Origin of the sequence: Microbacterium sp. KR10-403, from assembly GCF_040196215.1 — a bacterium.
Classification (GTDB): Bacteria; Actinomycetota; Actinomycetes; order Actinomycetales; family Microbacteriaceae; genus Microbacterium.
The window spans coordinates 291,449-306,279 of sequence record NZ_JBEGDC010000004.1; the positions used below are offsets into that span (position 1 = coordinate 291,449).

Here is a 14,831-nt window from a genome sequence, read left to right on the forward strand (position 1 = left end):
CTCCCTGTCGATCGTCGTGGTGAGGAGTGGTCACTGCGCCGCGGAGTGGGCACGCGCCTCGACGAGCTCGAGGAAGTGCGCGCGCATCCGGCGGGGATCGGGACGGACCCCGGTGATCAGGTGCATCCCCGCCACCGCCTGGCCGACGTTCATGCGTCCGCCGTCCAGCGTCGTCAGGCCGCGGGCGCGTGCCGCGACGAGGAGCTCCGTGTCGATCGGGAAGTAGACGACGTCGGCGACCCACGCCGTGTCGGCGAGGTCCGCGACATCGAACGGCGTCCCGGGGTGGGCGGCCATGCCGACGGGCGTCGCGTTGACCGCACCGTCCGCGGCGGCGAGGAACGCCGCCGCGGCGTCGGCACCCGCGGTCTCGACGCGACGGTCGGGGAACGACCCGCGCAGCCGTTCGGCGAGGTCTTCGACCCGCTGGGGCTCGATGTCGACCAGTGTGAGGTGGCGTGTGCCTGAGGACAGCAGCGCATACGCGGACGCCGACCCGGCACCACCGCCCCCGTACTGCACGACGTCATCGACGGAGCGGCCGGAGAGGCCGTCCATCACGCCGTCGCGGAAGCCCACCCAGTCGGTGTTGTAGCCGATGTACCGGCCGTCCCGGATCACGACGAGGTTCACGGCGCCCAGTCGTGCGGCGTCCGGATCGATCTCATCGAGATGCGCCATCACGAGCTGTTTGCACGGATAGGTGATGTTCACGGCCGAGTACCCGGCGGCGCGGAGGTCGTCGAGCACGTCCCCGACGCTCTCCGCCGGCAGGCCGAGCGCGTCGAGGTCGTGGAGACGATACTCGTACTCGAAGCCGAGCGCCCGCGCTTCCGCCGTGTGCAGCGGGGGCGAGAGCGAGGGTCCTATCCCCCGCCCGATGAGCCCGACGAGGAATCGCCCGTGCCGATGCTCCGCCTCCGGCTCCGCCGCCATCGTCCGTCCCATTCGCGCCGCTCCGTTCAGATGCCCAGGTAGATCTTGCGGACGCGGGGGTCGACCCGCAGATCATCGGCGGAGCCCTCGATCTCGATGCGCCCGTTCTCCATGACGTAGCAGTACGTCGTCGCCTCGAACGTCAGCTTCGCGTTCTGCTCGACCAGGAGGATCCCCATGCCTGCGCCGTTCAGCCGCTGCACGACGGCCAGGACCTCGTCGACGAGTTTCGGCGAGAGTCCCATCGAGGGCTCGTCGAGCACGAGCAGCTGCGGCTTCGACATCAGCGCGCGGCCGATGGCGAGCATCTGCTGCTGCCCGCCCGACAGCGCTCCGGCGAGCCGCGAGCGCATCTCGCCGAGCACGGGGAAGATCTCATAGATCTCCGCGAGCTGCGCACGCGTCTCGGCGTTCCAGCGCTGGATGTAGGCCCCCAGCAGCAGGTTCTTCTCGACGCTGAGCCCACCGAAGACATGGCGCCCCTCCGGCACGTAGCCGATGCCTTCACGGACGATCTTCCGCGCGTGCACCCGGGCGAGGTCCGTCGACCCGTAGGCGAGCCTGTCGGAGCGCCGCCCGACCAGCCCGAGGACCGCCTTCAGCGTCGACGTCTTGCCCGCGCCGTTCGCGCCGATGATCCCGACCGCCTGCCCGATGTCGACGGCGAAGCTCACGCCCCGCACCGCGGCGACACCGCCGTAGTTCACCTGCAGCCCCTCCACGACGAGCTTCGCCGGGGCGTGGCCCGAGGTCGATGTCAGCCGATGCGCAGCTGTGAATGCGTCACTCATCGCACCGTTCCTTCCGTCTGCTCGCCGCTGGCGTCGAGCATCTCCTTCTCCAGCTTCGCGTCGTCGCCGAGGTAGGCCTCGATGACCTCGGGAGACTGGCCCACCTCTTCGGGCAGGCCGTCGGCGATGACCCTGCCCGTGGAGAGCACGGTGACCCGATCGCACATCGACATGACCAGGCCCATGTTGTGCTCGATGATGATCACCGTCACACCCGTCGCGCGGATGTCGTTGACGATCGCCTTGAGCTGATTGACCTCGTCGCCGTTGAGTCCGGCGGCGGGCTCGTCCAGCAGGAGCAGGCGGGGCCTGGTCGCCATCGCCCTGGCGATCTCCACCCGGCGCTGCGCGCCGTACGACAGCTCTGACGGCTTCGCCTCCGCGAGGGTCAGCAGCCCGTAGCGTTCCAGGATCTCGTCGGCTTCCTGCCGCATCCGGGCATCGGCCCGCACCACCGACAGCGGACGGACGATGTATCGCCAGCTCCACCTGCTCTTGGTGCGGTCCACGCCCATCATGACGTTCTCGCGCACGGACATCAGCGGGAACAGTCGCAGGTTCTGGAATGTGCGGGCGACTCCCCGGAGCGAGAGCCGGTACGAGGGGGTCGTCGTGGACCGCTCCCCGAAGATCTCCACGGATCCCGACGTCGGCGGGTGGATGCCGCTGAGCACGTTGAACAGGGTCGTCTTTCCCGACCCGTTCGGACCCACGAGCCCGCGGATCTCACCCTCTCGCACCGTCAGGGACACACCCGCGAGAGCCTTCAGGCCCTTGAACGACTTGACGACGTCGGTGGCCTGCAGGACGACCGGCGCATCTTCGGCCGGTGAGAGCACGGCGCCCGGCAGGTCGACGGCGAAGGCCTCGTAGGGCGCGACCGCCATTCCGCCGGCGGACTCCTTGATGCGCCTGCTCCGCCAGATCTGCACGAGCCGCGCCGGGATCCCGGCGATGCCCGTCGGCAGGAACACGACGAAGATGACGACCAGGGCGCCGTAGCCGAGCTGCGCGTAGATCGAGAAGTCGGCGAGCCATGACCTGACGAAGATGAGTCCGACCGCACCGATCACGACACCGGGCAGGCTGTGCCGCCCGCCGATGATCACCATCGCCAGCAGCAGGAACATGTTCGCGAGGCTGAACGACTCGGGCGCGATGAATCGGATCAGACCCGCATACGCCGCACCGGCGACGCCGCCGTACAGCCCGCCGAAGGCGAACGCGATCATCCGCAGCACGGGAACGCGTGTGCCCATCGCCGCTGCCGCGAGGAAGTCGTCGCGCATCGCCCGCATGCGCCGACCGAGTCGGGTGTGGACGATGAACGCCGCGAAGGCGATGCCGAGGATGAGCAGCGCGAGACCGAAGTAGTAGAACAGGTAGTCGTCGGCGAGGTCGATGCCGAAGAACACCGGTGCGGGGATGCCGCTGAGCCCTTCGGCCTGACCCGTGATCGGGAGGTTCACGATCAGACTCGTGAACGCGAGCGACAGCCCCAGGGTGACGATCGCGAGATAGTGCGATTGCACCCGCAGCGCCGGGATGCCCACCAGGAGCGACACGAGGATCGAGACCACGACGCCCGCCAGGGCCGCCGGCCAGAAGTTCCAGCCGGCATGCAGCGTCAGGACCGCCGACGTATAGGCGCCGACGCCGAGGAACGCCACCTGGGCGAGGTCGAACTGCCCGGCGATGCCCATCGACAGGAACAGTCCGATGGCCAGCAGGCCGAACAGCATGGCGACGTTGCTGACGTGGATCGTGTACGGGTCGACCAGGTAGGGGAAGACGAGTGCGAGGACGAAGAGGACGACGAGCGGGATGCCGAGCGTCGCCGCTTTCTTGAGAATCATGCGCGGTTCACCGTGCTCTCTCCGAAGATCCCCGTGGGACGGATGATCACGATCAATGCGAACGCGACGAACGCCACGAGATCTGCATAGCCTTGCGACAGACCGGATGCGAATGCGTAGAGGACGCCGAAGAGCAGGCCGCCCACGATCGCGCCCTTGATGTTGCCGAAGCCGCCGAGGATCGCGGCCGAGAAGCCCATGATCCCGAGACTCGAGCCGAAGGTCGGACTCACGTAGAGGATGGGTCCCGCCAGCCCGCCGGCGAGCGCGGCCAGGCCGGAGCCGATGGCGAACGCTATCGCGTTGCTGCGGCCGACGTTGATGCCGAGGGAGGTGGCCTCCTCGTGATTGATGGCCACCGCCTGCATCGCGATGCCCTGCTTCGTGCGGTCGAGGAACAGCCACAGCACCAGCGAGGCGAGCGCCGCGACGATGACGACGACGAGCTCGTAGCGCTTGATGAAGATGCCGAACAGCTCGAAGGGTGCGCCGCCGATGGGGGTGGGGACCGCTTCACCGGTCGTCCCCCAGATGAGGATCGCGACGCCTTCGAGCATGATCCCGAATCCGATGGTGCCGATGAGCATCAGATCGAAGTCCTTGTTCTCGAGCGGTCGCAGGATCCGCTCGATGACGAGGCCGATGACGGCCGTCGCGACGATCGCGATGATCATCGCGACCCAGAACGGGATCTTCGCGGAGATGAAGAACGTCGCGGCGAGGTAGGCGCCGACCATGAGGATGTCGCCGTGGGCGAAGTTGACCAGGCCCATCGTGCGGTAGACGAGGGAGAAGCCGAGCGCCACCAGCACATAGATGGCGCCGAGCCCGATGCCCCCGACGAGTGTCTGCAGTACGAACTGCATGGTGACCTCCCGGGTTCCCCGCGCCTGCGAGCGACGATGCTCGGCGCGGGAGAGCGGATGTTTGGGGGGTGGGTGGGGCGCTGCTGCGCCCCACCCGAACGGATCAACCGTTCACGGGGACGAGGTTGCCGTCCTTGTCGATCTCGCCGATCTGCGTCTCGTGGACGCCGATGCCGTTGGCGTCGAAGTCGAAGTGGCCGACGAGTCCGTCGTACTTGACGGCACGGATCGCATCAGTGAGGTCCTGCCCCGTCGCGACCTTGGAGTTCTCCAGCGCCTGGATGAGGATCTTGGCGCCGTCGTATGCCTTCGCACCGTGCAGCTCGGCCGTCTCGTTGTACTTCGCCTTGTAGGCGGCGGCGAACTTCTTCGTCTGGTCGTTCGTGTCGTTGCCGAGGTACGGCGTGCTCACGATCGTGCCCGCAGCGTTGTCCACGCCGGCGGTCTTGACATAGACGGGAGTGCCTGCGGGCGCGCCTCCGGCGATGACCGCATCCATCCCGAGCTGGCGGGCCTGCTTGACGATCAGACCGGTCTCCACCTCTTCCGCGCCGATGAAGAGCACCTTGGGGCTCTTCCCGCGGATCGACGTCAACGCCGAGCTGAAGTCCTTCTGGTCGGGGGTGACCACCTGATCGGCGAGCGGCGTGACGCCGAGGTCCTTCAGCGCGGCCTTGAACGCGTCGCGCTCGCCCGCACCGTAGGCGCCGTTGTTGGTGATCATCGCGATGTCCTTATATCCCTTCTCCGAGACCAGGTACTTCGCCAGCGTCACGTCGTACGCGGTGCTGGACGGGCTGTTCAGGAAGACGAAGGAGTTGTGCAGCTCGCCCAGCTGGGGCGACTGCCCCGACGTGATCATCGGGATCTTGTTCTGCGCCATGATGGGCGCCATCGCAAGGGAGTCGGCGCTCTCGGCCGTTCCGATCATCGCGATGTTGCCGTCGCTGGCCAGTTTGTTCGCCAGGTTCGTGCTGGTCGTCGGGTCGCCCTGGTCGTCGTAGACCGTATAGGAGATCTGCCTCCCGTCGATGCCGCCCGCCGCGTTCTGCTCGTCGAACGCCATCTTGGCGCCCTTGGCCTCCCAGTCGCCCAGCGAGCTCAGCTGACCGCTCTGCGCATCGACGATGGCGATCTTGATCGGACCGCTGGAGTCGCTGGCCTTGGCACCCTTGTTCGCACCGGGTGCGGAGCACCCGGCCAACAGCATGCCCATTGCCGCGGCGCCGGCAAGCAGGACCACGGTCCTCTTGATTCGACGTTGAACCATCTTGCACCTCTTCGTGTCGGGGAGGCGGCAACGCTGCTGACCCGCACCGCCTCAGTTCCGGAGTGCCCGCTATACGAACGAGCGTTCTCTCATCGAACATAAAGCGGCCCTGATTATCCGTCAAGAACTATTGATCACCGGTTCGTAAACACAGTGTGCTCACGTTCGACTAACGCCGGTACGCGCCGGGAAGCGGGGGTCGTACGGCAGGAACGAGGTCGACGTCAGTGGGCTGCGAGCGCGTCGAGCGCCGCGGCGAGCTCCTCGCGCGTGGCCGTGCAGCCGCGGGCGGGGGCCCCGATGCCGTCCAGCAGCACGAGGCGCACGCCGTGGTCGTACTTCTTGTCTCGTGTCCAGGCGCTCTGCAGCCGATCGACGTCGATACGTGCGGCGATCGGCAGGCCGAGGGCGTGCAGCAGACGACGGTGCGTGTCGACATCCGCATCCGTGAGACGCCCCTGCACACGGGCGAGGTGCGCCGCCGCCATCATCCCGACGGCGATGGGGGTGCCCTCGACGCTCGCATCGAGTCCGAGCAGCCATTCGATCGCATGCCCGAAGGTGTGGCCGTAGTTCAGGTAGGTGCGCTCGCCCGTCTCGCGCTCGTCGCGGCCGACGATCGCCGCCTTGAACTCCTGACTGGCCGCGACCGCCTCGGCGACGGCCTGCTGCTCGCGCTCACGAAGGCGCGGCGCCAGCGCCATGACCCGTTCCACGGCCGCGGCGCCGTCCAGGAGGGCGTGCTTCGCGATCTCCGCCAGTCCGGCGCTGTACCCGCGCTGGTCCGCGCGGGCGGCGACATCGGTGTCCGCGACGACGGCGACGGGCTGATGGATGGTGCCGATGAGATTGCGTCCCTGCGGCAGGCTGATGGCGTTCTTGCCGCCGAGCGCCGAGTCGGCCTGCGCGACGAGCGTCGTCGGGACCAGGGCCAGCGGCATCCCCCGGTTGAAAAGCGACGCCACGAGTCCGGCGATCTCGCAGACGGCCTCGCCGCCGATCCCGACGACGATGTCGCTGCGGTGCACCGCCCTCTCGGCCATCCGCTGGGCGATGTCGGCGATGACCTCGAAGGTCTTGCCCGCCTCTCCGTCGTCGACCGGGAGCATCAGGACGCGGTCACGCCCGAGCTGCTCCGCGACCGTCTCGGCGATGGTCTCGTCGACACGGGCCGTCACGAGGACGATGTGCTCGGCATCCCCGATTCCGGGTATCAGCCGAGCGGTCTCGGGAATCAGTCGCGGCCCCGAGTGTGCGAAGTACGTGCCGCCGACCGTGGAGACGAGCAGGCTGGACACCTCGGGCAGCACGGGCGGCGGCACCATCGCCCGGACGACCTCGACCGCGATGTCGTCGGCCCGGCGTCCGCCCGTGTCGATCCGGATGGTCGCCAGGGACTCGTAGACGGGGAGCCTGCGCTCATAGACCTGCCGCACCCCCGAGGTCTGCAGGAGCGGCCGGAACGCGTCGCCGTTGATCCGCTCCATGGCCTGGTCGTACGGCACCTCGAGGTAGACGACGGTGTGCGAGGCCAGCATCCGACCGATCTCGGGATCGAGCGCCGCCCCGCCCCCGAGCGCGACGACGGCGGTGCGGTCTTCGAGCAGCTCGGCCACGACGGTGCGCTCGATCTGGCGGAAGTACGGCTCGCCGTGGAGATCGAACATCTCGCGAATGGATCGCCCCTCGCGGCGTTCGATCAGCACATCGCTGTCGACGAAGGGCACCCCCAGCAGGTCGGCGACAATGCGGCCGACCGTGGATTTGCCGGCACCCATGAAGCCGATCAGAACAACCATAAGGGCGTATCTTCGTCTCTGAGACCGAACCGTTCCCGATCCGATCCCTCCGTGATCGACTCCATGATAGGGGGCAGCAATGCCGCTGATCGACCCGCCCCGGCCATGGTCGCCCGCGCTCGCTCCCCTGCGCGCCGCTCGCCTGCACACCGAGCCGGGCACCGGTCCCCTCGTGCTCATGCACCAGGGCTTCCTGATCGAGACGGCGCACGTGTGGCGGCGGTTCACGGCCGCGCTGCAGTCCACGCACCGCTCGTCGGCGACCGTCGAGGAGCATTACCTCCGCACGATCGACTCGGCGCACGCGCTGGGACACGACCCCGATCTCGCCCTGGCGCAGTCCCTGGCCGCCGCCGTCGACGACGTGCAGGCCCCGGCCGTGGACGTGGTGGCGGAAGGGACGGGCGCGGCGCCCGCGCTCCTGCTCGCGCTCAACGATGCACGGGTGCGCCGCGTGGTGCTGTGGCATCCGTCGGGAGTCGACCTCGACGAGACCGGTTCGCTCACGCCGACGGGGATCACACCGCAGGAGATGACGGATGCGGAGGTGAGCATCGGCATCCTGTGCTCCCACGCGCACGTCGACGTGCTCGCTCCAAGCCCGGGCGTGCGTCTGGATCCCGCGCAGCTGCACGCCCCGGTGCTGATCATCGACGAGCCGGACGCCCCGCAGGCGCTCGCCCTGCACGAACGACTGCCCGAGTCGGCCTTCCTCCCCGCCGTGGACCGTCAGCGCATCCTGGACGACGACCTGCTCATCAAGCAGGCGATCGGCTTCCTTGCGGTGCCCGTGGCCCACGGTCGTCATTAGCCCGGGCGAGGGCTCGATCGCCGTCCGAGCCGCACGCGCCGTCACGAGGCGACATGCGCGGGCCGCGGCATCCACCCGCCGATTAGGCTCGCGAGCGAACCGTTCTTCGACGACGAGAGGCGCACCATGGCACAGATCGCGACCACCACCGCGGGGAGCCTTCCCCGCACGCAGGCGCTCATCGACGCGAACGGCGCGCGCGAGCTCGCCGACGACGGGTTCACGCTGAAGACTACTCCCGCGTTCGACGACCTCGTGACCGCCGCCGTCGCCGATGTCGTCGCCCGGCAGCGCGCGGCGGGCATCACGCTCGTCGGCGACGGCGAGTTCGGCAAGGCGATGTCGAGCGCCGTCGACTACGGCGCGTGGTGGTCGTACTCGTTCCAGCGCGTGACGGGACTCTCGCTCACCGACGTCAACCCGATCATCGCCGCGCCCGAGGCGGGGCAAGACCTCGCCGGGCAGCGCGCCGTGCGGTCGGAGCCCGGCAGCATCCGCCTCACCTCGTTCGTCGACCGGCGCGACCGGCAGCGGTTCCCCGCCGTGTACCACGACGCCGAGACGGTGCCGCAGGGGCACATCGCGACGGCATTCCCCACCACGACGGGTGCCATCTCCTATCGGGGGCAGGATGCCGTGGCCGCCGACATCCGTCATCTGAAGGCCGCGCTGCAGCCGGGCGAGCAGGGCTTCCTCACGGCGATCTCGCCGGGCAGCGCCGCGCGTGTCGTGAACACGCACTATGCCACCGAGCAGGCGCACATCGACGCTTGGGCCGACGCGCTGCGCGAGGAGTACAAGGCCATCACCGACGCCGGGCTCGTGCTGCAGATCGACGACCCGTCGCTGGCCGAGAACTGGGACCAGATCAACCCCGAGCCCTCGGTGGAGGACTATCAGGCGTTCACGAAGATCCGCATCGACGCGCTCAACCGGGCGATCGAGGGGCTGCCCCGCGAGCAGGTGCGGCTGCACCTGTGCTGGGGCTCGTGGCACGGGCCGCACACCACCGACATCGAGCTGCGGCACATCCTGCCGGTCGTGCTGCAGGCGAACGTCGGATCGATCTCGTTCGAGGCGGGCAACGTGCGCCACGAGCACGAGTGGTCGGTGTGGCGGGATGCCGCGGTGCCGGCTGACCTCGTGCTGGTCCCGGGTGTCGTCAGCCACGCCACCAACGTCGTCGAGCACCCCGACCTCGTCGCCGAGCGCATCGGACGGTTCGTCTCGATCGTGGGGCCGGAGCGGGTCATCGCCTCGACGGACTGCGGCCTCGGCGGCCGCGTGCACCCCGACATCGCGTGGGCGAAGCTCGAGGCCCTGGGCGAGGGCGCGCGCCGCGCCGGCGTCTGAGCCCGCGGCGCCGAGGTCGCACCAGATCTCGCGAGGTCGCACCAGATCTCGCGAGGTCGCACCAGATCTCGCGAGAAAGCGTGCGACCTCGCGAGAAGACGTGCGACCTCGCGAGAAGACGTGCGACCTCGCGAGAAGACGTGCGACCTCGCGAAAAGTCGTGCGACCTCGCGAAAAGTCGTGCGACCTCGCGAAAAAGCGTGCGACCTCGGCGACTCGCGCGCGAGTCAGGACTCCGCGAAGACCTGCTGCGCGATGCGGAAGGCCGTGTTGGCCGCCGGCACGCCCGAGTAGATCGCCGACTGGAGGATGACCTCTTTGATCTCATCGACGGTCAGGCCGTTGCGCAGGCCTGCGCGCAGGTGCATCGCCAGCTCCTCGTGGTGTCCGTGCGCGATCAGCGAGGTGATCACCGCGACCGACCGCGACCGGCGGTCGAGCCCCGGCCGCGACCACACATCGCCCCACGCCGTGCGCGTGATGAAGTCCTGGAAGTCGGCCGTCAGGTCGGTGATCTTCGCGTTCGCGGCATCCACGTGCGCGTCGGAGAGCACCTCGCGCCGCACGACCATGCCCTGGTCGAAGCGCTCCTGGTCTGACAGGCGGTCGGTCATGGGGTTCTCCTTCGGTTCTGTCGTCTCCACGCGCTCAGCGACCGGCGGTGGCGAAGAAGTCGCGCAGCAGGCGCGTGGTCACCTCGGGGTCTTCCGCGGGGGCGAGATGCGCGGCATCCGGCACCTCCGCCACCTCGCCGTTCTGCACGCCGCGCGCGATCTCGAGCGCGCTCGCCTCGGGGCACACCTGATCGAAGCGTCCGAACACGGCGAGCACGGGCGCCGTGATCTCACGGAGCCGATCACGCACGTCGTAGGCGGCGAGCGCCTCGCAGCACAGCGCGTAGCTCTCGTCGTCGGCGTCCTGCAGGGCGTGCAGCAGCCGCCCGGTGATGACCGGACGCCGCGACAGCGATTCGGGCGCGAACCAGCGCTGCGCCGACGGCACCACCAGCGACGAGGTGCTCTGCGCGCGCACGTGCGCGGCGCGATCGTGCCAGCCGGCGGTCTCGGCGATCTTCGCTCCGGAGCAGATGATGGATGCCGCACCCACCAGGTCCGGGTGGCGCAGCAGCAGCTCCAGCCCGACGGCTCCGCCCAGCGACACCCCCGCGTAGAGGATGCGCGAGGATCCGAGTCGACCCGCGATGTCGGCCACGCCGTCGGCGAGGTCGGCGACCGTGAACGCCGCGGTCGCCGCAGGCGACGTGCCGTGCCCGGGCAGGTCCCACGCGGCGACCCGCCAGGTCTCGGCCAGGTCGGGCACGACGTCGTCCCACAGGATCGTCGACGTGCCCAGCGACGGCCCGAGCAGCAGCAGCGGTGCGCCGGCGGGGCCGACGGGCTCGGTGACGGCGAGGGAGGGAACGGTCATCTCTTCTCCTGGAGGGTGTCGACGAGGGGGCCGGCCAACCCCGTGTAGCCGGAGGCATCGAGTAGCGCATCGACGTCGAGGGTGGATGCCTCGGGCAGCGCCCGCACGAGGGCGACGAGGTCGCCGCCGGCCGCGGCATCCCGCACCAGGGCACTGACGCGCTCCTTGCCGATGAGCGGGGTGAGCACGAGCGATAGGCGCTCCGACAGCACGAGGCCGCCGGTGAGATCGAGGTTGCGCCGGCACGCCTCGACGTCGACGCGCAGGTGCGCGGCCAGTGACGAGGCGTGCCGGGAGGCGCCCAGTGCGAGCCGGAGCAGCTCGCGCAGCGTCTGCCATTCGGCATGCCAGGCTCCGTCGGGCCGCTCGTCGCCGGCGAGCGCGGCCGCCAGGTGCAGGGTCGCGCCCAGCTGCGGCGCGCGCAGCGCGGCCGAGCGGATGAGCACGGCTTCGGCGGGGTTCTGCTTCTGCGGCATGGCCGACGAACCGCCGCCCGTGCCCTCGGCGACCTCGCCGATCTCGGTGCGGCTCAGGGTGGCGATGTCGGTCGCGAGCTTGCCCGCGGCATCCACCGCCTGCACCAGGGCGTCACCCAGCTCGGTGACCGGCCATCGGGTGACATGCCAGGGCGCATCGGGGGCGGCCAGGCCCGCGGCGCTGCTGTACGCGGCGACGAGGCGCTGCGCGGCATCCACCGATCCGGTGATCTCCACGAACGAGGCCAGGGTTCCGCCGGCCCCGCCGAGCTGGGCGGGAAAGGTCAGGGCCTCGAGCCGTGCGACGGCGCGGTCGAGTCCGCGCGCCCAGGTGGCGGCGCGCAGCCCGATCGTCGTGGGCACGGCGTGCTGGGTCAGTGTGCGCGCGACGGCGAGGTCGTCGCGGTGTGTCGCGGCGAGCTGCCGCAGCCAGTGCGCGGCGATGCCCAGCGACGAGCGCACCTGAGCGGTGGCGCGCTGGGCCGTCGCCATGATCGCGGTGTCCCAGATGTCCTGACTGGTCGCGCCGCGGTGGATCCACACGCGGGCATCGGCGGGCACGGCCTCTTTGAGGCGCGGCACCATCGGGATGACCGGGTTGCCGCCGCCGGCCGCGGCCGCCGCGATCTCGGCGACGTCGAACGAGATGGGCGCGCCCTTCTCGTCGAGTCCGAGCGCGTGGTCCACATCGCGCTGCGCCTCGCGCGGAGCGGTCCCGATGCTCGCGTACGCGCTGACCAGGGCGCCCTCGGCGCGGATGAGCGCATCCAGGAAGGACCGGTCGCTCACGAGGTCGTCGTGGCCGACGCTCACCGGGCTCAGCAGCCCCTCATCGATGGCGGTCATGGCACCTCCCCTGCGAAGCGTAGCGAACGGGTGGATGCCGCAGACCCACCGGCCCGCGGCATCCCGAACTCCTGTTCAGAACGTCAGGAAGACGGTCTCGCCCTCGCCCTGCAGGTGGATGTCGTGCTGCAGCGATCCGTCCGCCTGGCGCGTGGCGACCAGCGACGCGCGCTCGTCGGCGTCGAGCGAGGCCAGCAGCGGGTCGGCGGCGAGCGCCTCCTCGTCATCGGGCAGGTAGATGCGCGTGTGCAGCTTGTTGGGCAGTCCGCGGGCGAAGACGATGGCGGCCAAGAACGGCGCCTTGCCGGCTTCGGCGCCGGGGTTGCGGGTCCAGAACTCGTAGTGCCCGTCGTCGGTCGTGAACGACCGGCCGAACCCGGTGAAGGTGTGGTCGTCGCGGCGGAAGGTTCCGCGGGCGTGCGGCACCGAGCCGTCGCTGTCGGCGCCGAAGATCTCGACGATCGCGTCGGGGATCGGCGCCCCGTTGCCGTCATAGACCGTGCCGCCCAGCACGATCGCGCCGGGGCTGTACGGGTGGACGACCTCGTGCATCTTCGGGAAGACGGTGCCGTACGCGAAGAACGGACCGACGGTCTGGCCCGGGGTGGGCTGCAGGATCTTCTCGGGCATCAGTGCTCGCCCTCCTCGGGTTCGTGCCACGTGGCGTCGGGGCCGTCGATGACGATGTCCCAGCGGTAGCCCATCGAGAACTCGGGCACCGTGAGGTCGTGATCGTAGGTGCTGACCAGGCGATCGCGGTCGGACTGCCGGTGGATCGAGTTGTAGATCGGGTCGAGCGCGAACAGCGGATCGCCCGGGAAGTACATCTGCGTCACGATGCGCTGCGTGAACGCGCTGCCGAACACCGAGAAGTGGATGTGGGCGGGCCGCCACGCGTTCTGGTGGTTCTTCCACGGGTAGGCGCCCGGCTTGATCGACGTGAACAGGTACTCGCCCGCGTCATTGGTGATGACGCGTCCGGCACCGGTGAAGTTCGGGTCGAGCGGGGCGGGATGCTGGTCGCGCTGGTGGATGTAGCGGCCGGCCGAGTTCGCCTGCCAGATCTCGATCAGCTGGTTGGCGACGGGGCGCCCCCACGAGTCGAGCACGCGCCCGCGCACGGTGATTCGCTCGCCCAGCGGCTCGCCGGCGTGCTGCAGCGTCAGGTCGGACTCGATGGCCGCGACATCCCGCTGCCCGTATGCCGGGGAGTACAGCTCGATCGACTCGGGGTCGACCAGGCGCGGGTTCTTGGTGGGGTGGCGCAGCAGGCTCGAGCGGTACGGCGGGAAGTCGTAGATCGTGGCGGGCAGCTTCTCACCGGCGGCCTCGCGGCGCGCGTACTCGGCGTGGATGTCCTGGATCTCGCGGGTGATCTGCGCCTGCGGCGGGAAATCGGCCGACGCGAGCAGGCTCTCCGGCGCCGCCGCCGTGGACTGAGTGTCTGTCATGGTGTCTCCTTCGACCGTCCACGTGGTGACGGACCTCTCCAGGGTCGCAGGAACGCGGGCCCGTGGCCGTCGTATATCTCACTCACTGAGAGGAACGCAGGTCGTGATGCAGGTCGCGCGTCGCCTGCACGACCAGCGGCGCGAGCCGCCGCTCATCGGCGCGCCCGAGGTGCACGACGACGCCGAGCGCGATGGGCGGCAGTCCCTGCACGGGAGAGAGGGGGGCGGCGACCGACACGTTGCCGAGCGTCATCTCCTCGCGCGTGGTGGCGTATCCGCGCAGCTGTGCGCGTCGCAGCTCGCTGCGCAGGCGCTGCTCGTCGACGATCGACTGGGTGGTCTCGCGCTGCAGCGGCACCCGGAAGTACTGCTCGAGCCAGCTCTCATCGCGCGTGGACAGAAGCGCCTTGCCCACACCCGTGGTGTGCAGTGGCTGGCGTCCGCCCATGCGACTCAGCGTCGGGATCGACCCGGTGCCGGTGACCCGGCCGACGTACAGCGCGACGGAGGTCTCGGGCGTCGCGCCGTCGAGCACGGCGAGGTGCACGTTCTCGCCGGTCGCCTCGTAGAGCCGCGCCATGTGCGGCAGCGCGGTCTCGCGCAGGCGCAGCGACAGCGGCGAGAGCTCGCCGAGCTCCCAGAGCCGCGAGCCGATCGTGTAGGTGCGGCCGGGCGCACGGGCCAGCAGCCCTTCGGCGATGAGATCACCGAGCAGCCGGTGCACCGTGGAGATCGGGATGCCGCTGCGCGCCGCGATCTCGCCGGCTCCGACGGCCGGCTCATCGGCCGAGAAGCACGAGAGCACGCGCATGACGCGCGCGAGCATTCCGTCGTCCGGCATCCGTCCTCCCCAGGGCTCGAGGGTAGCGCGTGGCTGTGGTCTCCGCCGAGGTCGCATGGAATCTCGCGAGGTCGCGTGGATTCTCGCGAGATTCCGCGCGACCTCGC

At 69.7% G+C, this 14,831-nt stretch carries 14 protein-coding genes; 2 read left to right on the forward strand and 12 right to left on the reverse strand.

The window, feature by feature from the left end; translation table 11 throughout:
* Positions 1-30: 30 nt before the first annotated feature.
* The 6 genes from ABMQ42_RS10645 to ABMQ42_RS10670 form a co-directional block, all read right to left on the reverse strand.
* Complete coding sequence (locus ABMQ42_RS10645) at positions 31-948, reverse strand: shikimate dehydrogenase (protein WP_349722963.1); 918 nt, start codon at positions 946-948, stop codon at positions 31-33.
* 14 nt (positions 949-962) lie between these two features.
* The gene (locus ABMQ42_RS10650) at positions 963-1,727 is read right to left on the reverse strand and encodes an ABC transporter ATP-binding protein (RefSeq protein WP_349722964.1); all 765 of its coding nucleotides are present in this window, start codon (positions 1,725-1,727) and stop codon (positions 963-965) included.
* Positions 1,724-3,583 (reverse strand): branched-chain amino acid ABC transporter ATP-binding protein/permease, encoded by a 1,860-nt coding sequence (locus ABMQ42_RS10655; RefSeq protein WP_349722965.1) that lies wholly within the window; start codon positions 3,581-3,583, stop codon positions 1,724-1,726. The genes ABMQ42_RS10650 and ABMQ42_RS10655 overlap by 4 nt, the downstream gene beginning before the upstream one ends.
* Positions 3,580-4,449 carry a branched-chain amino acid ABC transporter permease gene (locus tag ABMQ42_RS10660; RefSeq protein ID WP_349722966.1) on the reverse strand — a complete coding sequence of 290 codons (870 nt, stop codon included), beginning with the start codon at positions 4,447-4,449 and terminating at the stop codon, positions 3,580-3,582. The genes ABMQ42_RS10655 and ABMQ42_RS10660 overlap by 4 nt, the downstream gene beginning before the upstream one ends.
* Positions 4,450-4,552: 103 nt before the next feature.
* On the reverse strand, positions 4,553-5,692 hold the full coding sequence (locus ABMQ42_RS10665; protein ID WP_349722967.1) for an ABC transporter substrate-binding protein: 1,140 nt from the start codon (positions 5,690-5,692) through the stop codon (positions 4,553-4,555).
* A 251-nt stretch (positions 5,693-5,943) separates the two neighbouring features.
* Positions 5,944-7,518 carry a bifunctional shikimate kinase/3-dehydroquinate synthase gene (locus ABMQ42_RS10670; protein WP_349722968.1) on the reverse strand — a complete coding sequence of 525 codons (1,575 nt, stop codon included), beginning with the start codon at positions 7,516-7,518 and terminating at the stop codon, positions 5,944-5,946.
* Between the two features lie 79 nt (positions 7,519-7,597).
* Here ABMQ42_RS10670 and ABMQ42_RS10675 point away from each other — a divergent pair, with 79 nt between their 5' ends.
* Positions 7,598-8,329 carry a hypothetical protein gene (locus ABMQ42_RS10675; protein WP_349722969.1) on the forward strand — a complete coding sequence of 244 codons (732 nt, stop codon included), beginning with the start codon at positions 7,598-7,600 and terminating at the stop codon, positions 8,327-8,329.
* Positions 8,330-8,455: 126 nt separating this feature from the next.
* Positions 8,456-9,682, forward strand: coding sequence for a cobalamin-independent methionine synthase II family protein (locus tag ABMQ42_RS10680; protein WP_349722970.1), 1,227 nt, complete (start codon positions 8,456-8,458; stop codon positions 9,680-9,682).
* Positions 9,683-9,909: 227 nt separating this feature from the next.
* Here ABMQ42_RS10680 and pcaC read toward each other — a convergent pair whose 3' ends face one another.
* The 6 genes from pcaC to ABMQ42_RS10710 form a co-directional block, all read right to left on the reverse strand.
* Entirely contained in the window at positions 9,910-10,296 is a 387-nt protein-coding gene (gene pcaC / locus ABMQ42_RS10685; RefSeq protein ID WP_349722971.1) for a 4-carboxymuconolactone decarboxylase, read from the reverse strand.
* A gap of 34 nt (positions 10,297-10,330) precedes the next feature.
* Entirely contained in the window at positions 10,331-11,110 is a 780-nt protein-coding gene (locus ABMQ42_RS10690) for an alpha/beta fold hydrolase (RefSeq protein WP_349722972.1), read from the reverse strand.
* Complete coding sequence (locus ABMQ42_RS10695) at positions 11,107-12,432, reverse strand: lyase family protein (RefSeq protein ID WP_349722973.1); 1,326 nt, start codon at positions 12,430-12,432, stop codon at positions 11,107-11,109. The genes ABMQ42_RS10690 and ABMQ42_RS10695 overlap by 4 nt, the downstream gene beginning before the upstream one ends.
* A gap of 75 nt (positions 12,433-12,507) precedes the next feature.
* On the reverse strand, positions 12,508-13,062 hold the full coding sequence (gene pcaG, locus ABMQ42_RS10700; RefSeq protein WP_349722974.1) for a protocatechuate 3,4-dioxygenase subunit alpha: 555 nt from the start codon (positions 13,060-13,062) through the stop codon (positions 12,508-12,510).
* Positions 13,062-13,883, reverse strand: coding sequence for a protocatechuate 3,4-dioxygenase subunit beta (pcaH, locus tag ABMQ42_RS10705; protein ID WP_349722975.1), 822 nt, complete (start codon positions 13,881-13,883; stop codon positions 13,062-13,064). The genes pcaG and pcaH overlap by 1 nt, the downstream gene beginning before the upstream one ends.
* Positions 13,884-13,965: 82 nt before the next feature.
* Positions 13,966-14,724 (reverse strand): IclR family transcriptional regulator, encoded by a 759-nt coding sequence (locus tag ABMQ42_RS10710; protein WP_349722976.1) that lies wholly within the window; start codon positions 14,722-14,724, stop codon positions 13,966-13,968.
* Between the last annotated feature and the right edge of the window lie 107 nt (positions 14,725-14,831).